Annotated in this window: 18 protein-coding genes and 1 riboswitch; of the genes, 9 read left to right on the top strand and 9 right to left on the bottom strand. The window is 74.0% G+C overall.

Features of this window, described 5'->3' with window-relative positions; all coding sequences use genetic code 11:
• Positions 1 to 199 precede the first annotated feature (199 nt).
• The gene (locus B0675_RS01885) at positions 200 to 1,369 is read left to right on the top strand and encodes a steroid 3-ketoacyl-CoA thiolase (RefSeq protein WP_081216982.1); all 1,170 of its coding nucleotides are present in this window, start codon (positions 200 to 202) and stop codon (positions 1,367 to 1,369) included.
• A gap of 388 nt (positions 1,370 to 1,757) precedes the next feature.
• Here the strand turns inward: B0675_RS01885 and B0675_RS01880 are convergent, their stop codons facing one another.
• From B0675_RS01880 to B0675_RS01855, 6 genes are all read right to left on the bottom strand, one after another.
• Positions 1,758 to 2,177, bottom strand: a complete 420-nt coding sequence (locus B0675_RS01880; protein WP_081216981.1) for a transglycosylase SLT domain-containing protein — start codon at positions 2,175 to 2,177, stop codon at positions 1,758 to 1,760.
• A 371-nt stretch (positions 2,178 to 2,548) separates the two neighbouring features.
• Positions 2,549 to 3,400, bottom strand: a complete 852-nt coding sequence (locus tag B0675_RS01875) for an ECF transporter S component (RefSeq protein WP_081216980.1) — start codon at positions 3,398 to 3,400, stop codon at positions 2,549 to 2,551.
• Positions 3,397 to 5,145 carry an ABC transporter ATP-binding protein gene (locus tag B0675_RS01870; protein WP_081216979.1) on the bottom strand — a complete coding sequence of 583 codons (1,749 nt, stop codon included), beginning with the start codon at positions 5,143 to 5,145 and terminating at the stop codon, positions 3,397 to 3,399. The genes B0675_RS01875 and B0675_RS01870 overlap by 4 nt, the downstream gene beginning before the upstream one ends.
• The gene (locus B0675_RS01865; RefSeq protein ID WP_081216978.1) at positions 5,142 to 6,395 is read right to left on the bottom strand and encodes an energy-coupling factor transporter transmembrane component T; all 1,254 of its coding nucleotides are present in this window, start codon (positions 6,393 to 6,395) and stop codon (positions 5,142 to 5,144) included. Before B0675_RS01865 ends, B0675_RS01870 begins: the two co-directional genes overlap by 4 nt.
• Before the next feature lie 8 nt (positions 6,396 to 6,403).
• Positions 6,404 to 7,060 (bottom strand): SCO2322 family protein, encoded by a 657-nt coding sequence (locus B0675_RS01860; RefSeq protein WP_081216977.1) that lies wholly within the window; start codon positions 7,058 to 7,060, stop codon positions 6,404 to 6,406.
• The gene (locus tag B0675_RS01855; RefSeq protein WP_081216976.1) at positions 7,057 to 8,292 is read right to left on the bottom strand and encodes a prenyltransferase/squalene oxidase repeat-containing protein; all 1,236 of its coding nucleotides are present in this window, start codon (positions 8,290 to 8,292) and stop codon (positions 7,057 to 7,059) included. The genes B0675_RS01860 and B0675_RS01855 overlap by 4 nt, the downstream gene beginning before the upstream one ends.
• A 134-nt stretch (positions 8,293 to 8,426) precedes the next feature.
• A riboswitch (cobalamin riboswitch) is annotated at positions 8,427 to 8,490 on the bottom strand.
• 99 nt (positions 8,491 to 8,589) lie between these two features.
• Between B0675_RS01855 and B0675_RS01850 the strand changes: the two genes are divergently transcribed.
• Positions 8,590 to 9,258 carry a phosphotransferase gene (locus B0675_RS01850; RefSeq protein ID WP_081216975.1) on the top strand — a complete coding sequence of 223 codons (669 nt, stop codon included), beginning with the start codon at positions 8,590 to 8,592 and terminating at the stop codon, positions 9,256 to 9,258.
• 141 nt (positions 9,259 to 9,399) lie between these two features.
• Here the strand turns inward: B0675_RS01850 and B0675_RS01845 are convergent, their stop codons facing one another.
• A complete protein-coding gene (locus tag B0675_RS01845; protein WP_081216974.1) occupies positions 9,400 to 10,542 on the bottom strand; it encodes a serine hydrolase domain-containing protein in 1,143 nt (380 codons plus the stop codon).
• Between the two features lie 297 nt (positions 10,543 to 10,839).
• Here B0675_RS01845 and B0675_RS01840 point away from each other — a divergent pair, with 297 nt between their 5' ends.
• Positions 10,840 to 12,912: an NB-ARC domain-containing protein gene (locus tag B0675_RS01840; RefSeq protein WP_241539673.1), complete on the top strand. Its 2,073-nt coding sequence runs from the start codon at positions 10,840 to 10,842 to the stop codon at positions 12,910 to 12,912.
• 158 nt (positions 12,913 to 13,070) lie between these two features.
• Here the strand turns inward: B0675_RS01840 and B0675_RS01835 are convergent, their stop codons facing one another.
• Positions 13,071 to 14,150: an MBL fold metallo-hydrolase gene (locus B0675_RS01835; protein ID WP_081216973.1), complete on the bottom strand. Its 1,080-nt coding sequence runs from the start codon at positions 14,148 to 14,150 to the stop codon at positions 13,071 to 13,073.
• A gap of 198 nt (positions 14,151 to 14,348) precedes the next feature.
• Between B0675_RS01835 and B0675_RS01830 the strand changes: the two genes are divergently transcribed.
• The 3 genes from B0675_RS01830 (at position 14,349) to B0675_RS01820 (ending at position 17,016) form a co-directional block, all read left to right on the top strand.
• Positions 14,349 to 15,806, top strand: coding sequence for an aldehyde dehydrogenase (locus B0675_RS01830; RefSeq protein ID WP_081216972.1), 1,458 nt, complete (start codon positions 14,349 to 14,351; stop codon positions 15,804 to 15,806).
• A 2-nt stretch (positions 15,807 to 15,808) separates the two neighbouring features.
• On the top strand, positions 15,809 to 16,042 hold the full coding sequence (locus B0675_RS01825) for a ferredoxin (RefSeq protein ID WP_081216971.1): 234 nt from the start codon (positions 15,809 to 15,811) through the stop codon (positions 16,040 to 16,042).
• Positions 16,043 to 16,122: 80 nt separating this feature from the next.
• The gene (locus tag B0675_RS01820) at positions 16,123 to 17,016 is read left to right on the top strand and encodes a tetratricopeptide repeat protein (protein ID WP_081216970.1); all 894 of its coding nucleotides are present in this window, start codon (positions 16,123 to 16,125) and stop codon (positions 17,014 to 17,016) included.
• A 32-nt stretch (positions 17,017 to 17,048) separates the two neighbouring features.
• Here the strand turns inward: B0675_RS01820 and B0675_RS01815 are convergent, their stop codons facing one another.
• Positions 17,049 to 17,762 (bottom strand): TetR family transcriptional regulator, encoded by a 714-nt coding sequence (locus B0675_RS01815; protein ID WP_203659883.1) that lies wholly within the window; start codon positions 17,760 to 17,762, stop codon positions 17,049 to 17,051.
• A 238-nt stretch (positions 17,763 to 18,000) separates the two neighbouring features.
• On the opposite strand from B0675_RS01815, the gene B0675_RS01810 reads away from it, so the two are divergent.
• The 3 genes from B0675_RS01810 to B0675_RS01800 are packed head-to-tail and all read left to right on the top strand — an operon-like array spanning position 18,001 to position 21,322.
• Complete coding sequence (locus B0675_RS01810) at positions 18,001 to 19,482, top strand: glycosyltransferase family 4 protein (protein ID WP_081216969.1); 1,482 nt, start codon at positions 18,001 to 18,003, stop codon at positions 19,480 to 19,482.
• Positions 19,476 to 20,249 carry a class I SAM-dependent methyltransferase gene (locus tag B0675_RS01805; RefSeq protein WP_081216968.1) on the top strand — a complete coding sequence of 258 codons (774 nt, stop codon included), beginning with the start codon at positions 19,476 to 19,478 and terminating at the stop codon, positions 20,247 to 20,249. The genes B0675_RS01810 and B0675_RS01805 overlap by 7 nt, the downstream gene beginning before the upstream one ends.
• On the top strand, positions 20,246 to 21,322 hold the full coding sequence (locus B0675_RS01800) for a prenyltransferase (protein ID WP_081216967.1): 1,077 nt from the start codon (positions 20,246 to 20,248) through the stop codon (positions 21,320 to 21,322). Before B0675_RS01805 ends, B0675_RS01800 begins: the two co-directional genes overlap by 4 nt.
• Positions 21,323 to 21,337: the final 15 nt, after the last annotated feature.

Raw genomic sequence — 21,337 nt, 5'->3', positions numbered from 1 at the left:
CCCAATTCCGTGCGGGATTCGTGCAGATCACGACTTCGGGAGCTGCACGACCCTTGCGGCGCGGGGGGTCCGCTCAGCAAACTGCACGCAGAACTGGTACGCGTTCTAGTTCTGCGCGGTGGGTGGGCCGGGACGCCCCGCGCTGCGCGGGTGAGCTGGGCCTGGCCGCCGGGCAGGCCTGAGGAGAGGACGAGCCCCCATGGCCGCGGAACCCGTGATCGTCGAAGCCGTACGGACGCCCATCGGCAAGCGCGGTGGCGCGCTCGCCAATCTGCATCCCGCCTATCTCCTGGGCGAGACCTACCGTGAACTCCTCGGCCGCACCGGCATCCACGCCGACTGCGTCGAGCAGATCGTCGGCGGCACGGTGACCCACGCCGGCGAGCAGTCCATGAACCCCGCGCGCACGGCCTGGCTGGCCATGGGACTGCCCTACGAGACCGCCGCGACGACCGTCGACTGTCAGTGCGGTTCCTCGCAGCAGGCCTCGCACATGGCCGCCAACATGATCGCGGCCGGGGTCATCGACGTCGGCATCTCCTGCGGCGTGGAGGCGATGTCCCGGGTGCCGCTCGGGTCCGGCTCCAAGCACGGGCCGGGCAAGCCGTTCCCCGACGAGTGGAACGTCGATCTGCCGAACCAGTTCGAGGCGGCCGAGCGGATCGCGCGGCATCGCGGGCTGACGCGCGAGAACGTCGACTCCCTCGGGCTCATCTCGCAGGAGCGGGCCGCGATCGCGTGGTCGGAGGAGCGGTTCAAGCGGGAGACGTTCGCCGTGCAGGTGCCGACGACCGAGGAGGAGCAGGCGGCCGGGCAGGGCATGTGGCGGCTCGTCGACCGGGACGAGGGGCTGCGGGACACGTCGATGGAGGCGCTGGGGCGGCTGAAGCCGGTCATGCCGACCGCCGTGCACACGGCCGGCAACTCCTCGCAGATCTCCGACGGTGCGGCGGCGATCCTGTGGGCGTCCAAGCGGATGGCGCGGGCGCTGAAGCTGCGGCCCCGCGCGCGGATCGTGGCGCAGGCGCTGGTGGGGTCCGATCCGCACTTCCACCTGGACGGGCCGATCGACGCGACGCGGGCCGTGCTGGGCAAGGCGGGGATGTCGCTGAAGGACATCGACCTCGTCGAGATCAACGAGGCGTTCGCCTCCGTGGTGCTGAGCTGGGCGCAGGTCTTCGAGCAGGACCTGTCCAGGGTGAACGTCAACGGGGGCGGGATCGCGCTGGGGCATCCCGTGGGGGCCACGGGGGCCCGGCTCATCGCCACGGCGCTGCACGAGCTGGAGCGTCAGGACAAGGAGTTCGCGCTGGTGACGATGTGCGCGGGTGGGGGACTGGCGACGGGGACGATCCTCCAGCGGCTGTAGGCGCCTTCGGTCCCGTTTCCCGGGTGCGGCTGGTGGGTGGGTCGGGGCCGTGCCGGTACATCCGCCCGTCGGCGTTGGATCAGACGTGGGTCGAGAGGTGGGGGCTGCTCGATCCGGGCGTAAGCGACGGGCATCTGATGTACCGGCACGGCCCCTCACGCCGGATGCCGGGTGCGGGCGGGAATTTCAGCCCCTCCGGCGTTTGAGGAGCGGGGTCCGGGGCGGAGCCCCGGGGTGGGAAGGGTAGGGGCGGCGGGGGCGAGAAACGCTTGTGGCCCTGGCGGAGGGCGGGGCCACGGGCTCGAGGCCCGAGGGGTGCGGCCGGCCCCGGGTACGCGAAAGGCGGCGGCCCCGGGGATCGGGGGTCGCCGCCTGCTTGTGGGCCGGCTCAGTACCAGCCGTTGGCCTGCCAGAAGTTCCACGCGCCGGCCGGGCTGCCGTAGCGGGAGTTCATGTAGTCGAGACCCCACTTGATCTGGGTCTTGGGGTTGGTCTTCCAGTCGGAGCCGGCGGACGCCATCTTCGAGCCGGGCAGGGCCTGGACCAGGCCGTACGCACCGGAGGAGGAGTTGGTCGCGCTGGGGTTCCAGCCGCTCTCGTGCTCCACGATCTTGCTGAAGGCGTTGAACTGGCCGGAGTCCGGGATCATCTTGTGCGCGATCGTCTTCGCGGAGGAGGCGCTGGTCGGCGTGGCGGCCTGGGCGGGCGCCGCGGCCAGGACCATGCCGGCGGTGGCGGCGGCCACGGCGGCACCGGCGAGGGCCTTCTTCGGGGAGGAGACGGCGCGACGGATGACAGAGACGGACACGGAGAACCTTTTTCTTCGGGGACATGAGGTCGCTCGCATGCCGTGACCACGTGAAGCGGTGGGGCGTACGTCGGCGCCGCGACCCGGGTGGGCCGTCGGCGCCTGGCGACTGCTCCAGAGAAACAGGCTCAGCGGCTGTCCGCAATGACCCTTTTTACTAGTGGTGGTCGCATTCGCGATGAAAGTCCCCTGTGTGACCTGGGTCTCAAACCCCTGGTCGGAGGGGGTTTCGATGCGTTCATGTCATGGGGTGGGGCTACGAAGCCGCTTCGTAGGTGACCTAAGTCCTGTGGGCCGCCTCACTCCCGGTCCGACGGAGGGTGCGCGCGTCGCCACGGGGTGTCGTCCGCCGGTGTGACGTGGGTCGCCGGTCAGCGGGGGTCGAACGTGACGGGGCTCTCGAAGGCGGCCCGGCGGGTGGCCCGGCGCAGCGCCTTCAGCAGCGTCGCGCCGAGCGTCAGGGTGAGGACGACGGTGACGACCGCGCGTCCCAGGTCCCAGCCGAGGGACGTGGCCAGGCAGTACGCGAGGAACCGCGCGAGGTTCGTGGGCAGCGCGGCGTCCGGGTCGAAGGCGACGTTCGAGGCCAGCGCGTCCATGAAGGGCCAGCCGGACAGGTTCATGACGGTGCCGTACGCGAAGGCGGCGAGGAACCCGTACCCGGCGAGCATCAGCAGTTCCCCGCGACCGCGCAGCCGGTCCGGCCCCGGCAGCAGCCCCGCCCCCATCGTGAACCACCCCATGGCCAGCATCTGGAACGGCATCCAGGGCCCCACCCCGCCCGTGAGCAGGGCCGAGGCGAACATCGTCACGGAGCCGAGCACGAACCCGAACCCCGGCCCGAGCACCCGCCCGCTGAGCACCATCAGGAAGAACATCGGCTCGATGCCCGCGGTCCCCGCCCCGACCGGGCGCAGCGCCGCGCCGGTCGCCGCCAGCACCCCGAGCATGGCGACCGCCTTGGGGCCGAGCCCCGACTCGGAGATCGTCGCCGCGACGACGGCGACCAGCAGGACCAGCAGCCCCGCGAACAGCCACGGGGCGTCCTGGGCGTGCGCGCCGACCTGCGAACCGGGGCCCGCGAGGAGCGGCCAGCCGAACCCGGCGACACCGGTCGCGCTGACCAGGGCCAGGGCGGCGACGGACCGCGGGCCGAGGCGGACGGCCCTGGCCTGCGGCTGCACGGACCGGGCGGTGCGCCCGGCCGATTCCGGGGCGCTCATGCGAGGGCCTTTCCGACCTGGGCGACGGTGAGCCACGGCTCGGGGGCGAGGATCTTGGCGACCTGCGGGGCGAAGGACGGCGACGCCACGACCACCTCGGCCGTCGGCCCGTCGGCGACGACCTCGCCGTCCGCGAGGATCACCACGCGATGGGCCAGGTCCGCCGCGAGCTCCACGTCGTGGGTGGCGAGCACGATGGCGTGCCCCTCGGCGGCCAGCCCGCGCAGCACGGTCACCAGCCGGGCCTTCGCCGCGTAGTCCAGGCCGCGGGTCGGCTCGTCGAGCAGCAGCAGCGGGGGCCGGGCCGTCAGGACCACGGCCAGCGCCAGCGCCAGCCGCTGCCCCTCCGACAGGTCACGGGGATGCGTGTCGTCGCCGATGTCCGGCAGCAGCTCCGACACGAGCGCCCGGCAGGTCCCGGCCGCCGTCCCGGCGTCCTCGTCGGCCGCCGTGCACTCGGCGGCCACCGTGTCCGCGTACAGCAGATCCCTGGGCTCCTGCGGTACGAGTCCGACCCGGCGCACGAGATCGCGCGGCGCCGTGCGGTGGGGAACCGCGCCGCCGACCCGTACGGAGCCCGCAGCCGGTTCGACGAGCCCGACCAGCGCCCCGAGCAGCGTCGACTTCCCGGCACCGTTGCGGCCCATCAGCGCGATCGTCTCGCCGGGGCCCGCGGTGAGGTCCACCCGGCGCAGCGCCTCCACCCGTCCGCGCCGCACGGCCAGCGAGCGGACGACGGCCACCTCGGCCGGGGCGGACGACGCGGGAGCGCCGGGGGAGACGGGGGCGGGCCTGCCGAGGAGGCGGGCGAGGAGGGGGCGGGAGGGGGCGGCCGGTGCGACGGCCGCCGGGTGTCCCGTCGGGCCGTGCGGTGCCGCGACTCCCGTGGGGGCTCCTGCCTCGGGGGACCCCTGGGTTTCGCGGTGGATTCCGGCGAGGCGCTCGCGCAGGGGTTCCGCCCGGCGGCGGGCGTCGCGGACGGTCAGGGGAAGCGGGGACCAGCCGGCCAGGCGGCCCAGCTCCACCACGGGCGGGCGGACCGGTGAGACGGCCATGATCTCCGCCGGGCTGCCCAGCGTCAGCGGCGCTCCGGGCGCGGGGAGGAGGGCGAGCCGGTCGGCGTACTGGACGACGCGCTCCAGGCGGTGCTCCGCCATCAGGACCGTCGTGCCGAGGTCGTGGACGAGGCGCTGGAGGACGGCGAGGACCTCCTCCGCGGCGGCGGGGTCCAGGGCCGAGGTGGGCTCGTCGAGGACCAGCGCCCGGGGGTGCGGGGTCAGGACGGAACCGATCGCGACGCGCTGGCGCTGGCCGCCGGACAGGGTGGCGATCGGACGGTCCCGCAGGTCCGTGAGGGAGAGCAGGTCGAGGGTCTCCTCGACACGGCGCCGCATCACCGACGGGGCGAGGCCGAGCGACTCCATCCCGTAGGCGAGTTCGTCCTCCACCGTGTCCGTCACGAAGTGCGACAGCGGGTCCTGGCCCACCGTGCCCACCACGTCGGCGAGGTCCCGCGGCCGGTGCGTGCGGGTGTCCCGTCCCGCCACGGTGACCCGGCCGCGCAGGGTTCCGCCCGTGAAGTGCGGGACCAGTCCGCTCACCGCGCCGAGCACCGTCGACTTGCCGACCCCGGACGGGCCGACGAGCAGCACGAGTTCACCCTCCGGGACGTCGAGGTCCACCCCCTGGACGGCGGGTCCGGCCGCGCCGGTGTACGTCACGGAGACGTCCTCGAAGCGGATCATGAGGGCTCCTCGGGGGCCGGGGTTCGCAGAGGGGTCGGGGCCACGAAGGCGGGGAGCAGGCCCAGCAGGACGGCGGCCGCGGGCCCGAGCGGCAGGGTGGGAGCGACGAGGGGGACGACACCGGGGCGCAGGGCGGCGGGGTCGCCGGACGCGGCCAGGATCATCAGGGCCGCCACGGCCGCGCCGGATCCGGCGACCAGCCAGGCCCGCACGCCCCACACGTCGGGCCGGTAGCGGGTCCGCAGGGAGCGCCGGCCGCCCAGCCACAGGCCGCCGAGCGCCGCGGCGAGTCCGGCCAGCAGCACCGGCAGCCCGTACGTGCCGCCCTCGGCCGTCAACAGCCCGTAGGTGCCCGCGCACACGCCGAGCAGCCCGCCCAGGGTGAGGGCGCCGGTCGTGCGGCGGACGGCGGCCGGAACCTGGGCCGTGCGCCCGTATCCGCGCGCGTCCATCGCGGCGGCCAGCGCGACCGAGCGCTCCAACGCGCCTTCGAGGACCGGCAGTCCGACGTGCAGCAGCCCGCGCAGCCCCCGGTCGGGACGGCCCCGGAGCCGGCGCGCGGCGCGCAGCCGCTGGGCGTCGGCGATCAGATGCGGTGCGAAGGTCAGCGCGACGACCACGGCGACACCCGCCTCGTACAGCGCCCCCGGCAGCGACTTGAGCAGCCGCGCCGGGTTCGCGAGGGCGTTCGCCGCGCCGACGCAGACGAGGAGGGTGGCCAGCTTCAGACCGTCGTACAGCGCGAAGACCACGCCCTCGGCGGTGACCCGGCCGCCGATGCGGATGCCCTGCGCCCAGTGCGGCAGCGGGAGTTCGGGGAGGGTGACGATCACGTGCGTGCCCGGGACGGGGGAGCCGAGGAGCACCGCGAAGGCCAGCCGGACGATCAGGACCGCGGCGGCCAGTTTCACGAAGGCGGTGTAGGAGCGGGCCCAGGGCGCGTCACCGCGGTGGGTGGCCACCACGTATCCCGCGACTCCGATGAGGAGGGCCAGGATCAGGGGGTTCGTGGTGCGCGAGGCCGCGGTGCCGAGGCCCAGGGCCCAGATCCACCAGGCTCCCGGATGCAGGGCGCCCGCGCGGGCCGACCACGGCGGCCGGACCGGGGAACCGGGCGGCTCGGCCGGTCCGTCCCCGGTCTCCCGGCGGCCCGGTCCCGGCAGGGCGGGGTCCGGCCGTCCCGGGGGGCGGCGCAGGCGGCTCCGGTCCGTGGCCGCGGCGGTGGGATGTGCACGGTCGCCGGTGTTCATGGTCGCGCTCAGCCCCTGCGGCGGCGGGCCTGCCGGACGGCCGCCGCGCCGAGCGCCGCCACCGCGGCGACGCCCGCCCACAGGCCCACCGAAGGACCGTGACCGGCCGGCTCGGCCGCGCCCGGGCGGGCGGACGCGGTGGGCTCGGACGCCGCGACCTGGTCGCCGCAGCCCGTGCGCGGGTAGCCGGAGATCGCGCACAGCAGGGCGTTGGTGTCGTAGCGCAGCGGTTTGGCGACCGCCGCCAGCGCCTCCGCGGTGCTCGCGTCCGGGGCGACGCGGGCACAGGCGGTGCGCGGGGCGGGAGGTCGCTCGCCGGACGGCGCGTCCGCGGCCGTGCCGGAGTCGATGACCAGCGCCACGCGCTTCATGCCCCGCTCGGCGGCCGTGCCGGCACAGATCGCGGCGAAGTCCCGCTTCCCGCGCGGCTGTACGGCGTGCCGGGAGTCCTCGCTCACGGCGAAGCGGAAGCCCTCGACGTCACCGTCGGACGGCCGCGCGGTCGACGGGCCCTGGGTCGCGTACGTCCACTTCCCGCCGGCCAGGTCCCAGAAGGACCAGTAGCGGTAGCCGACCGCCCGGGCCTGCCCCGCGCCGCCGAGGACGAGGAGCAGGAGGGCGAGGGCGAGCGCCAGGGCCGGCGCGGTCGTCCGCCGGACGGTCACAGCTGTCGGTTCTTGTTGCGGCCGCTGATCAGGAAGCCGATGCCGACACCGGCGACGAGGCCGACACCGACGATCCACCACACGCCGAGCCCGCCGCCGTCGTCCTTCTTCTCGTCGTCCTTCTTCTCGCCCGGCGTGGCCGAGGCGCCCGCGGTGCTCGGCGCCGGGCCCGTCGCGTTCAGCTTCGCGACCAGGTCCTGGCCGCCGAAGTCACGCGGGTCGGTGCCGGTGCTGTGCGCGGCGAAGATCAGCTGCGCGTACGCGGCGGGGCCGGACTTGGCGGCCCAGGCGGCGGAGTTCTTCTCCAGCCAGGCGAGCGGCTTCTTCGCCTCCTCCGTCGCACCGATGGACGACAGGGCCACCACCGCGTCCGCCGTGTTGCCGTAGTCGGGCTGGTCATCGGCACCGGGGAGCGAGGACTTCAGGTACGAGGTCTTCGCCAGCGCCCCGGCGAGGTAGTTGGCGCCGTTGCCCGCCGCGTCCGCCCGGTTGGGGGTCTCGGGGGCGACGCATCCCGTGAGGGCGTTCGTGTTTCCCCGCTGCGCGACGAAGCCCTGGCCCATGCCGGCCGTCACGCCCGCGGCGGTCGCGTCCGCGTTCGCCGCGAGCCTGCCCTTCTTGTCGGGCTGGTAGGCGAAGGCGCCGCCACCGTCTCCCTTGCAGGGCATCGACAGCGTCAGCAGTGCGTCGTAGGGGGACTTGCCGTCCTTGGAGACGCTCTGGGGCTTCTTGCCGACCGCGTGCAGCGCGCCGACCACGACGGACGTCGAGTTGGTGTCGCTGGGCCCGCCGGACATGTAGCCCCAGCCGCCGTCCTTGTTCTGCGCGGACTTCAGCCAGGTCACGGCCCGGCCGGTGGCGTCGTCGTGCCCGCCGAGCGCGGCCAGCGCCTGCACGGCGGCAGCGGTGCTGTTGGTGTCGACCTGCGTCTTGGCGTCGCACGCGGCGGAGGCGTCGGCGCGGAACGCGGCGAACGCGCCGTTCGCGCACTGCTGCCCGGTCAGCCAGTCCACGGCCTTCGCGGCGGGACGCACCCCGGCGGTGTCCTGGGCGAGCAGGGCGAGGGACTGCCGCCACACACCGTCGTACGTCGGGTCGGTGGAGCCGTAGAGGCCGGAGGGGATCGCCGTCGACGGCGAGGGGGAGGAGTCCGCCGCGAGGGCGGCCGGTGCGAGCACCGCTCCGATCACGGTGGTGGCGGCCAGTACCGCGGCGGTGCGGCGAACGAACATGACTCTCCCAGTGGGGAGCCGGGCAGCACCGGGTACGACGAGGCATCCCGGGCGGCTCCGGCTCCGTATCCCTCGACGGTGCCGGCCGTCGGCGGACTGCCGAGGGCGCGAGCCGGTCACATCCCGGGCGAGGCGATCCGGCTCACCGCCGAAGCGGCTCACGGTTGCGGGTCAGCGCCGGATTTGCACCGGCTTCTCCTCGTACGGGTGTGATGACGACGGGCTCACTCTACCGGCCGTACGAAAGAACTTTCGTGCCGCCTGTGCGCCCGCCGGGGACGGGGTTAGGTTCGGGCCATGCGGACGGGGAGACTGCTCGGTTCGGGGCGTTCGGCGGACGTCTACGAGATCGACGAGGCGTGGGTGCTGCGGCGGGACCGTGGCGGCTGGGGTGACGCGACGGCCGAGGCCGTCGTCATGCGGCACGTCCACGAGCACGGCTATCCGGTGCCGGGCGTGCGGGCCGCGACCCGCGCCGACCTGGTCATGGAGCGGCTGTCGGGGCCGACCATGCTGGAGGCGTTCGGGCAGGGACTGCTGTCCCCGCCGGAGGCGGGCCTCGTCCTGGCCCGGCTGCTGCGCCGGCTGCACGCCGTGCCCGCGCGGTTGTCCGCCGATCCCGCGGTCCGCGTCCTGCACCTGGACCTGCACCCCGACAACGTGATGCTCACCCCGCACGGACCGAAGGTCATCGACTGGGCCAACGCCGAGGAGGGGCCGCCCGGCCTCGACTGGGCCACGTCCGCGGTGATCCTCGCCCAGGTCGCCGTGGGCGGCGGACCGATCGGCGACGTGGCGGGCGAGACGCTGGAGGCGCTGCTCGACGCGAACGAGGACCAGGTGACGGAGAGCGCGCTGGCCGAGGCGCTGCGACGCCGGGCGGCCAACCCGACGATGAGCGGCCGCGAGGTCGAGCTGCTCGGGGACGCGGAGGACCTGATCCGGGTGGTGCTCGGCCGGCGGTGAGACGGTGCCCGTCCCACCGGGCCGTGGCCGCCCGACAGCTTCCCTGGACCCCTCCGTCCTGCCCGACGCCCGTTCACCCGAGGCGGGGGCTCCGCCCGGGACCCCGCTCCTCGACCGCCGGAGGGGGCGTCGAGTCCGGACTCATCCCGCTGTCGCGCGCCAGAAGTCGCGCATCAGGGGGGTGGGCGTCGGACCCGTCATGCCGGTCTGGGTGAGCAGCAGGGCGACCGTTCCGGTGGACGGCACGAGGTGGCCGGTCGTGCCGGTGCCGCCGGTCCAGCCGTAGCGGCCGGGGACGTTCCACGGGTCGGTCGGGGCGATGTCGACCTGGGCGCCGTAACCCCAGCCCTGGCCTTCCAGGAACAGCGCGCCGATGTCGCGCTGGGCCGGGGTGAGGTGGTTGGTGGTCATCCGGCGTACGGAGTCGGCGGACAGCAGGGAGCGGCCGGCCACCGTGCCGTCGGCGAGCAGCATCCGGGCGAAGGCCAGCCAGTCGTCGGCGGTGGAGGCCAGCCCGCCGGCGCCGGACGGGAAGGCCGGCATGGCGCTCCACTCCCCGTCGGGGCCGTCCGCCAGGGTCAGACCGCCCTCGTCGTCGGGCCGGTAGTAGCGGGCGAAGCGGCCGCGCTCGGACGCCGGCACCGTGAACGCGGTGTCCTTCATGCCGAGCGGCTCCAGGACGCGCTCCGCGAGGAACTCCGGCAGCGGACGGTCCGCGACCCGGGAGATCAGCACGCCCTGCAGGTCGGAGCAGGTGTTGTACAGCCAGGCCTCGCCCGGCTGGTAGAGCAGCGGAACGCGTGCGAGGTCGGCCAGCCACGTGTCCGGGGAGGGGAGGGCGTCGGGCCTGCGGCCGTCCGGCTGGACCGTGAACAGTGCCTGCACCTGCGGCAGCGTGAAGTCGGAGGGGAAGCCCCAGCCGGCCCGGGAGGAGAGCAGGTCGGCGACGGTGATCGGCCGCCGCGCCGGGACCACGTCGTCCACCGGGGAGGCGGGCGTCCGGACGACGGTCGGTTTCGCCAGCTCGGGCAGCCACCGGTCGACCGGGTCGTCGAGGCCGATCGCGCCGTCGTCGACCAGCATCATCACGGCGGCGGCGACCACCGGCTTGCCGATGGAGGCGATACGGAAGATCGAGTCCCGGGCCATCGGGGCGCCGCCCTCGACGTCCAGCGATCCGACGGCCTCGACGACGACCCGGTCGCCGCGGGCCACCAGGGCCACCGCCCCCGGCACCGTGCCGTCGTCGACGTATCCCTGGAGCAGGTCGCGCAGGCTGTTCATCGGTCGCACCTTCCGTACCGGACCCCGGTTCCGTCCTCTGTCGGTACTGAGACTCCCGCAGTGCGGCGGAATCATCGGTCCGGCACGCGGCGCCGGGGAGGAGGACGGAGAGCCGGGATCGGTCGGGGACGGTCCGCGGCGCGCCTCGGGGTCCCGTTCCGGTGACGGCGTCACTGCGGCGGGGAGCCGACCACATCGCGCCCGAAGGTGCCCGGAAGTGGCGTCGGCGTGCGGCCTTTCTGTCCGAGTACGCCGAGCGCGACACCGGGTGGGCGTGCTGTGGTCACACTGGTGCGCGTGTGCGAGAAGACGACCGGCGGGCGGCCCGGCAACCTGACCCCGCAGACGCGGAGCTTCATCGGCCGGGGCGAGGAACTCGACCGGCTGGGGCAGGAGTTGGACCCGGGGACCGGGATCGCCCGGCTGGTCGGCGTGGTCGGTGCCGGCGGGGTCGGCAAGACCGGGCTCGCGCTGCGGGCGGCGGCCCGGGCCGAGCCCCACTATCCGGACGGTGTCTGGCTGGTGGAGCTGTCGCCGCTGCACACCGCGGGTCTGGTCGGCCTCGCGGTCGTGGAGGCGCTGGGTCTCTCCGACCGGTCCACCCGGCCGGTCACCGAGGTCGTCGCCGAATGGGCCGCGGGCAAAAGGCTGTTGCTCGTCCTGGACTCCTGCGAGCACGTCCTCGCGGACTGCGTCGCCTTCGTCGAGGCGACGCTGCCCGCGCTGCCGGGCCTGCGCGTCCTCGTCACCAGCCGGGAGCCGCTCGGCCTGCCCGGCGAACGAGTGCTGCCGCTCGACCCCTTGCCGGTCGCCGACGACGCGGTGACCCTCTTCGCCGACCGCGCGGCCGAGGCCGGCTTCACCCTGGACCCAGCCGACCGCCCCGTCGCGGAGGCCGTCTGCCGGCGCCTCGACGGCATCCCGCTCGCCCTCGAACTCGCCGCCGCCCGGCTCGCGGACCTCACCCTGGACCAGTTGTCCGCGCTGCTCGGCGAGCGGCTGCCGTCCCGGCTCGACCTGCTCGCCGCCCGGGACGGCGACGGACCGCCCCGCCACCAGACGCTGCGCACGGCCATCGGCTGGAGCCACGAACTGTGCGCACCGCTGGAACGGCTGCTCTGGGCCCGGCTGTCGGTGTTCGCCGGCGGCTTCTGCGAGCGGGCCGCGCAGGACGTCTGCGCGGGCGGCCCGCTGCCCGCGGGACGGATCCCCGGACTGCTCGCCCGGCTCGTCGAGCAGTCCGTCGTGCGCCGCCGGCGCGACGACCCCTCCCGCTACCGACTCCTCGACACCGTGCGGGAGTTCGGCGCCGACTGGCTGCGCGCGCTGGGCGAGGAGCACACCGTACGACTGCGGCACCGTGACCACTACCGGCGGCTGGCCCGCGCGGGCTGCGCCGAGTGGAACACCGGTCGCCAGGCTGCCTGGTGCGAGCGGACCCTCACCGAACACGCCAACCTCCGCGCGGCCGTGGACTGCGCGCTGACCGAGCCCGACGGGCCCCTCGCCCTGCAGACGGTGGCCGACGTCGCCTTCCTGTGGCGGCACTGCGGCGCGCTCCGCGAGGCCCGGCACTGCCTCGACCTCGTGCTGGGCACCGACGCGCCTCCTGGACCCGACCGGACCCGAGCCGCGTGGACGCGGGGAGCGGTCGCGCTGCTCCAGGGCGACCTGGAGGCCGCCGCCAACTGGGCGGTGCGCTGCGCCGACGCGGCGAAGGCGCAGGGCGACCCGGTGGCGGTGGTGGCCGCCGTGTACCTCAGGGGAGGCCAACTCGCGCTGAGCGGGCGGTTGTCCGAGGCGATCGAGGTCCTGGACGCGGCGCCCCGGCTGCCGGTGCGCCGGGACGCGCTCGGCGCCGCGCAGCTCCAGGTGCGCGTCGCGCTCGCCTTCGCACATCTGCTGCGTGGCGACGACGAGCGGGCACGGACGGTCGCCGAGGAGGTACGGGCGGCGAGCCGGGCCTGCGGGGAGTCGTGGGCGGGAGCCTTCGCCGACGGCATCGTGGCCCAGGCCGACCTCGTCCGCGGCGATGTCGTCGCCGCCGTCGCCAACGCCCGCACCGCGCTGGCCGGGCACGCCCTGCTGCACAACACGGTGGGCGCCGCCATGGCCCTGGACGTGCTCGCCGCCGGGACCGTCGCGGCGGGCGACGGAACGCGCGCGGCCCGCCTCCTCGGCATCGGCGAACGCGTGTGGGAACTGACCGGACGCGCCCAGATGGACTCGCCGGACCTGATCGCCACCCGCCGCTCGCACGAACTCCGTGTCCGCGGCGAGATCGGCGACCGGGCCTACGAGCAGGCGTACGCGCGAGGGCGGGCCATGCCGTACGAGGAGGGCCTGGACTTCGCGGCACAGAGGGGCTGAGGACCGCGCCCACCGAGGACCGCTCGGCCGAGGACGGCCGACCTGCGTGGCCCGGGACGTCGACAGGGGCCGCGTACGGCCGGGGTGTGGGGAGTCGAGGCCGGACGACAGATGGCCGGCACGTGGACGGGGCCGTACGGGGGCCGGACGCCGGAGCGTCAGACCGCCACGTACGTCACCGGGTCGGTGCCCGCCACCGCCTCGGCCCGGCCCAGTTTCACCAGGCGCCGTACGTGCGCCTCGGCCTCCGACACGGCGATGTTCCGTGACCCGTACGGGATGTCGGCCCAGGGGCGGTTCCACTCCATGCGCTCGGCGATCTGCCAGGGGGTGAGCGGGGTGGCGAGGAGGGTGAGCAGGCCGGTGAGGCGGTCCTCGTGGTGGGCGAGCAGTTCGGTGACGCGGGCGGGCGCGTCGGTGAACACGTGCTGATGGGCCGGGAGGACCTCGGCGGGGGCGATCCGGCCGACGCGCTCCAGGGAGTCGAGGTAGTCGCCGAGCGGGTCGGCGATCTCGGCCAGGCCCTCGTCCCCGTCCGCGTACGGAGGGCGGCCGTGGGTGTCCGGGTCCTCGTACAGGCCGATGTGCGGGGTGATCCTCGGGAGCAGGTGGTCGCCGGAGAACAGGCGTCCGTTGCCCGCCAGCCGGGCGGGGTGCTCCTCCTCCAGGTGGAGGCAGACGTGGCCCGGGGTGTGGCCGGGGGTCCAGACCGCGCGCAGCCGGCGGCCGGGCAGCGGGAGGAACTCGCCGGGGACGATGTCGCGGTCCGGCAGTGCGGGGGAGAAGCCCGGCAGGGTGCTGGGGCGGCGCGGGGAGGTGCCCGCGCCGCGCAGCGGGGCGATGTGGTCCTCCGGGGCGCCGGACGCCTCCAGTTTGGCCACCATGTAGGCGAACCAGCGCTCGGGGCGGTTCTCCCGGGTGCGCCGCACGATGGCGGTGTCGGCCGCGTGCATCGCGATCCAGGCGCCGGACGCCTCGCGGACGCGGCCGGACAGGCCGTGGTGGTCGGGGTGGTGGTGTGTGATGACGACGCCGTGGATCTCCTCGACGGAGGTGCCGCAGTCCGTGAGCCCCTCGGCGAGGGTGTCCCACGAGGCGGGGTCGTCCCAGCCCGTGTCGACGAGCACCGGCCCCGCGTCGGAGTCGAGCAGATAGACCAGGGTGTGACCGAGGGGGTTGTCGGGGATGGGGACGCGGATCGACCGTACGCCCCCGCCGTGATCGCTCACCTGCGCCATGCGCTCCCACCCCTCGCCGAGTTGCGGACACTATAACTAGAACGGGTTCCAATGGGAGCCCAAGTCGACTGTCCGGTCGGCGGTGTTCACCGGTCGGGTCCGCGCCGTGGACTCATGTGACCGGAACTGGTATCAGTTCTCGTATCTGATGAAGCGTCAGAAGTGCTGGCAGTGAGCGTCCCTGGGAGGCAGTCGGCCATGACCGAGCTCGTGGAACACGGACAGCTGTTCATCGGCGGGGCGTTGACCGACCCCCTGGGCGAGGACGTCATCGAGGTGATCTCGCCGCACACCGAGGAGGTCATCGGGCGGGTGCCGCACGCGTCGACGGCGGACGTCGACCGGGCCGTCGCCGCGGCGCGCCAGGCGTTCGACGAGGGGCCCTGGCCACGCATGAGCCTCGACGAGCGGATCGCGGTCGTCACCCGCATCAAGGACGCGATCGCTGTACGGCACGAGGAGATCGCCCGTGTCATCTCCTCCGAGAACGGCTCCCCCTACTCGTGGAGCGTCCTCGCGCAGGCACTCGGCGCGATGATGGTCTGGGACGCGGCGATCACGGTCGCGCGCGGCTATACCTACGAGGAGGCGCGCGACGGCGTCCTCGGCAAGCTGCTCGTGCGGCGCGAGCCGGTGGGGGTGGTGGCGGCGGTCGTGCCGTGGAACGTCCCGCAGTTCGTGGCGGCGGCCAAGCTCGCTCCCGCGCTGCTGACCGGCTGCGCCGTCGTCCTCAAGCCGTCGCCCGAATCGCCCCTGGACGCCTATCTGCTCGGGGAGATCGCGCGGGAGGCCGGACTGCCCGACGGGGTGCTGTCGATCCTTCCGGCGGACCGCGAGGTCAGCGAGTATCTGGTCGGACACCCCGGCGTCGACAAGGTCTCCTTCACCGGATCGGTCGCGGCCGGGCGGCGCGTGATGGAGGTCGCCTCCCGTCATCTCACCCGCGTGACACTGGAGCTGGGCGGCAAATCGGCGGCCGTGGTGCTGCCGGACGCGGATCTCGGCACGGCGGTGCCGGGGATCGTGTCGGCGGCCTGGATGAACAACGGCCAGGCCTGCGTGGCCCAGACCCGCATCCTCGTCCCGCGCTCCCGCTACGACGAGTTCGCGGACGCCTTCGCCGACGCGGCGAACGCCCTGGTCGTGGGCGACCCGCTGGACCCGGCCACCCAGGTCGGCCCGCTCGTCGCCGAACGCCAGCGACGCCGCAATCTCGACTACATCCGCATCGGCCAGGAGGAGGGCGCCAAGATCCTGGCGGGCGGCGGGCGCCCGGCGGGCCTCGACCGCGGCTGGTACGTCGAGCCGACCCTCTTCGGCGACGTCGACAACTCGATGCGCATCGCCCGCGAGGAGATCTTCGGCCCCGTCATCTGCCTGCTCCCGTACGGCGACGAGGCCGAGGCCGTGAAGATCGCGAACGACTCCGACTACGGGCTCAGCGGCAGCGTCTGGACCGCGGACGTCGCCCACGGCATCGAGATCGCCCGCCTGGTCCGCACCGGCACCTACTCCGTCAACACCTTCAGCCTCGACATGCTCGGCCCGTTCGGCGGCTACAAGAACTCGGGCCTGGGGCGGGAGTTCGGACCCGAGGGGTTCGGCGAGTTCCTGGAGCACAAGATGATCCACCTGCCGGCCGGCTGGGAGGCGTGAGGATGGGCGACCGCTGGCAGGTCGAGGTCGACCGCTCCGTCTGCATCGGCTCCGCCCAGTGCGTCCACCACGCCCCGGACGCCTTCCATCTCGACACCGCACGCCAGTCCCACCCCACCACTCCGGAGACGGACGCCACCGAACAGATCCTGGAAGCCGCCGAGGGCTGCCCGGTGGAAGCCGTCATGATCACCCTCCTGGGCAGCGGGGAGCCGGTGTTCCCGCCCGAGGAATAGGGGGCGGGGCGCCGGGTGGGGGCTGCACGGCCCTCGGTTACGCTCCACCGGTTTCGACCGATCGACCGGGGTGGGCAAGCGTGCGCAAGACCGAGGCCAAGGAGCTGCTGAAGCAGGCGAGGGCGGCGTGGGAGGCCGAGGAGTGGCTGCGGTCCGCCGACCTCTACGAGCGGGTCCTGGAGCACTTCCCCGACGAGCGGCCGAGCGCGGTGTGGTGGTACGACGCCGCGCTCGCCCACAAGTTCCTCCGGAACTGGGACAAGGCCCTCGACCTCGGCCGGGAGGCGGCTGCCCGCGCCCCGCGCGGGGAGGGCGATCCCGCCTACTGGAACCTCGGCATCGCCGCCACGATCCGGCGCGACTGGACCACGGCCCGCGCGGCCTGGGCCGGCTTCGGCATCGAACTCCCCGAGGGCGAGGGCGAGATCGACGGCCGTTTCGGGGTCGCCTGTGTACGGCTGGACACGGACGGACAACGGGAGGTCGTGTGGATCGAGCGGTTGTGCCCGACCCGGGGGCGCGTGGTGAACGTGCCCGTGACGGGCGGCCGGCGGTACGGCGAGATCGTCGTGCACGACGGCGAGCCCACGGGCGAGCGCGTCTTCCGCGGCACGACCTGTCCCGTCTTCGACGAGCTCGAGCTCTTCGAGCCGTCCGAGCTGCCGACGTGGGAGGTGACGGTCGGCGCGGGCGACGCGGCGGACCTGGAGGCCCTGCTGGCCCTGTTCGCCGAGCACGGTCTCGGCGCCGAACCCGCGAGCGCGGTGCGGATGCTCTGCGCGTGTTGCAGCGAGGGCACCCATCAAGTGGACCGCGAGGTGCGGGCCGGAGCCCAGGCGGTGTCCCTGGCGGCTCCCGAGCAGGAGGCGCGCCGCCTCCTGGACCGCTGGGCCGGAGAGAAGGCGATCGGTCGCAGTTGGAGCGGGCTGGCGCGGCCGGGCCTGGCCCGTCCGGGCTCGCCGGGCGGCCCGTGAGCCGCACGGTCCCGTGTGCGGACGGCCCGTTCCTACGGTTCCCCCGGGGCCGTCAGGTCGATCAGGCGGCAGACCGTCTCGATGTCTATCTTCACCTGGGCGATCGAGGCGCGGCCCGAGAGCCAGGTGATCAGGGCCGAGTGCCAGGTGTGCTCGATGACGCGGACCGCGGAGAGCTGCGCCGGGGTCGGGTCGTCGAGGCCCATCGCGTCCAGGATGATCACCGTCGTCTGCCGGGACACCTGGTCGACCTCGGGGCTGACGCTGCGGTCGGCGAAGGTGAGCGCGCGGACCATCGCGTCCGCGAGGTGCGGCTCGCGCTGGAGGGCGCGGAACGCCCGCATCAGGGTCTCCGCCACCCGCTCCGCGGCGCTCTCCCCGGCCGGCGGCCGCTTGCGCAGCGTTCCGTGCATGTGCTCCAGCTGGTCCTGCATCGTGGCGACCAGCAGATGCACCTTCGAGGGGAAGTACCGGTACAGCGTGCCGAGCGCGACCTGCGAGGACTCCGCGACCTCGCGCATCTGCACGGCGTCGAAGCCGCCCCTGCTGGCCAGTTGCGCGCTCGCGTGCAGGATGCGGCGGCGACGCGCCTCCTGCCGCTCGGTGAGCGGCGGGGACGCGGGGCGGGAGGTGATGTGCGGGGTGGAGTGCGCCGACGCGTGCCCCGCGCCGGAGGACGCGGCAGGCCTGCCCGCCCCCGGCGCCGGTCGCGCGTTCTTCGAGTCCGCCTTGGCTTCCGCAGACATGGTTCCGTTCCGTGACGTCGGCGAGCGAGCGAGGAGTCCGCGCGGCAGGGCCGTCCGCCGCGCCGCGGACCAGCCGACCACGCCGCGCGGTCGTGGCGTGAATCACCTGATCCACCGCTCACACTGGCGCTACCTGCCGGTAGATTCAATGCTCCTTGAACGATCAAGTCTGAAACTTGTTCTAGATTAGCGTCCCGGCGTAATCTCGCGGGAAAGTGCAGGGAGAAGGGGGCCGGAAGTGACCGCTGAGGCCATGGAGGCGGGCCCCGGGGAGGGTGCGGCAGCCGACGGGGAACCACCCCTGAGGATCGCGCTCCTCACGTACAAGGGAAACCCGTTCTGCGGCGGCCAGGGTGTGTACGTACGGCACCTCTCGCGCGAACTCGCCCGCCTCGGGCACCGGGTCGAGGTCATCGGCTCGCAGCCCTACCCCGTCCTCGACGAGGGCCTGCCCGGCCTGAGCCTCACCGAGCTCCCCAGCCTCGACCTGTACCGCCAGCCCGACCCCTTCCGCACCCCGGCGCGCGACGAGTACCGGGACTGGGTCGACGCCCTGGAGGTCGGCACCATGTGGACCGGCGGCTTCCCCGAGCCGCTGACCTTCTCGCTGCGCGCCCGCCGTCATCTGCGCTCCCGGCAGGGCGAGTTCGACGTCGTCCACGACAACCAGACGCTCGGCTACGGCCTGTTGGGCGATGTCGGTGCCCCGCTGGTGACGACGATCCACCACCCCATCACCGTCGACCGGCAGCTGGAACTGGACGCCGCCGAGGGCTGGAAGCGCCGCGCGTCCGTCCGCCGCTGGTACGCCTTCACCCGGATGCAGAAGCGCGTCGCGCGCCGCCTCCCGTCGGTGCTCACCGTCTCAGGAACCTCCCGCCAGGAGATCGTGGAGCATCTGCGCGTCGAGCGGGACCGTATCCACGTCGTCCACATCGGCGCGGACACCGACCTTTTCTCGCCGGATCCGTCCGTGCCCCAGGTGCCCGGACGCATCGTCACCACCTCCAGCGCCGATGTGCCGCTCAAGGGCCTGGTCTTCCTCGTCGAGGCGCTCGCGAAGGTACGCGCCGAACACCCCGGCGCCCACCTCGTCGTCGTCGGCCGCCGGGCCGAGGACGGACCGGTCGCCCAGGCCATCGAGCGCTACGGCCTCGACGGCGCCGTCGAGTTCGTCAAGGGCATCTCCGACGCCGAACTCGTCGACCTCGTCCGCTCGGCCGAAGTCGCCTGCGTGCCCTCCCTGTACGAGGGCTTCTCGCTGCCCGCCGCCGAGGCGATGGCCACCGGCACGCCCCTGGTGGCCACCACCGGCGGCGCCATCCCGGAGGTGGCGGGCGCCGACGGCGAGACGTGCCTCGCGGTCCCGCCCGGCGACTCGGGCGCCCTGGCCACCGCCCTGACCCGGCTCCTCGGCGACGCGCCGCTGCGCACGCGGCTCGGCGCCGCCGGCCGCGCGCGGGTCCTGGAGCGCTTCACCTGGGCACGGGCGGCCGAGGGCACGGTGGCCCACTACCGCGCGGCCATCGCCCTCTCCGCACCCCGGCCGCCGGCTCGCCGGGCGACCCCCGCGGTGACGCCGGCCGCGGCCCTTGTCCCGCCCGTCGCCCCGGACACCGAACAGCCGGCCGCAGCGGACGCCGGACCCGCCGACGCCGCGGCACAGACTCCCGCCACCGAACCCGTTGCAGCCAACCGCGAAAGCAGGGCCACGTGCTGACCGTCGACTTCTCCCGGTTCCCGCTCGCCCCGGGCGACCGTGTCCTGGACCTCGGATGCGGGGCCGGCCGGCACGCGTTCGAGTGCTACCGGCGCGGCGCCCAGGTCGTGGCGCTGGACCAGAACGGCGAGGAGATCCGCGAGGTCGCGAAGTGGTTCGCCGCGATGAAGGAGGCCGGTGAGGCGCCCGCCGGGGCGACCGCCACCGCGATGGAGGGCGACGCGCTCCATCTGCCCTTCCCCGACGAGTCCTTCGACGTCGTCATCATCTCCGAGGTCATGGAGCACATCCCCGACGACAAGGGCGTCCTCGCCGAGATGGTCCGCGTGCTCAGGCCGGGCGGCCGGATCGCGATCACCGTCCCGCGCTACGGCCCGGAGAAGGTCTGCTGGTCCCTGTCCGACGCCTACCACGAGGTCGAGGGCGGCCACATCCGCATCTACAAGGCGGACGAACTGCTCGCCAAGATCCGCGAGGCCGGACTGCGCCCCTACGGCTCCCACCACGCGCACGCCCTGCACTCGCCCTACTGGTGGCTCAAGTGCGCGTTCGGCGTCGACAACGACAAGGCGCTGCCCGTGCGGGCGTACCACAAGCTCCTGGTCTGGGACATCATGAAGAAACCGCTGGCCACCCGGGTCGCCGAGCAGGCGCTGAACCCGCTGATCGGCAAGAGCTTCGTGGCGTACGCGACCAAGCCCCACCTGCCGCGCCTCGCCGGCGCGACGGACTCCGGCGCGAGCACCCCCGAGGCGGACGCCACGTGACCACTCCCCGGACAGAACACCTCGTCCTGCCCGGGGTCCTCACCGCGGAGGAGGCCGCCGTCACCGTGCGCGGCATCCTCGCGGTGCAGCGCCCCGACGGAGCCCTCCCGTGGTTCCGCGGCCACCACCTCGACCCGTGGGACCACACCGAGGCGGCCATGGCGCTCGACGCGGCCGGGGAGCACGAGGCCGCCGAACGCGCCTACGCGTGGCTGGCCCGGCACCAGAACGCCGACGGATCCTGGTACGCGGCCTACGCCGACGGGCAGTTCGACGAGGTCACCGACCGCGGCCGGGAGACCAACTTCTGCGCGTACATCGCGGTCGGCGTCTGGCACCACTACCTCGCCACCGGCGACGACGCGTTCCTGGACCGCATGTGGCCCGCCGTCTACGCGGCCGTCGAGTTCGTGCTGCGCCTCCAGCAGCCCGGCGGACAGATCGGCTGGAAGCGCGAGGACGACGGGACGGCCGTCGACGACGCGCTGCTGACCGGGAGTTCGTCGATCCACCACGCGCTGCGCTGCGCCCTGGCCATCGCGGAACAGCGCGAAGAGCCGCAACCCGACTGGGAGTTGGCGGCCGGCGCACTGCGCCACGCGATCCGGTGCCACCCGGAGCGGTTCCTCGACAAGGACCGCTACTCCATGGACTGGTACTACCCGGTGCTCGGCGGCGCGATGACCGGCGCCGAGGCCACGTCACGCATCGAGGAGGGCTGGGACCGCTTCGTGGTGCCCGGCTTCGGGGTGCGCTGCGTGGTCCCCAACCCGTGGGTGACCGGCGGCGAATCGGCCGAACTCGCCCTCGCCCTGTGGGCGGTGGGCGAGTCCGACCGTGCCTTGGAGATCCTTCAGTCCATCCAGCACCTGCGCGATCCGGAGACCGGCCTCTACTGGACGGGGTACGTGTACGAGGACCGGGCCGTCTGGCCCGAGGAACTCACCACCTGGACGGCGGGCTCCGTGCTGCTCGCCGTCGCCGCACTCGGCGGCGACGAGGCCACCTGCGCCGTCTTCAGCGGTGAGCGCCTGCCGACGGGGCTGGACCCCGACTGCTGCGCCCGGACCTGACCGGCGGATCAGGCC

Origin of the sequence: Streptomyces sp. M41(2017) (assembly GCF_002078175.1) — a bacterium.
Taxonomy (GTDB): domain Bacteria; phylum Actinomycetota; class Actinomycetes; order Streptomycetales; family Streptomycetaceae; genus Streptomyces.
The sequence above is the reverse complement of the archived record's forward strand: the minus strand, read 5'-3'. Positions and strand labels throughout refer to the sequence as shown.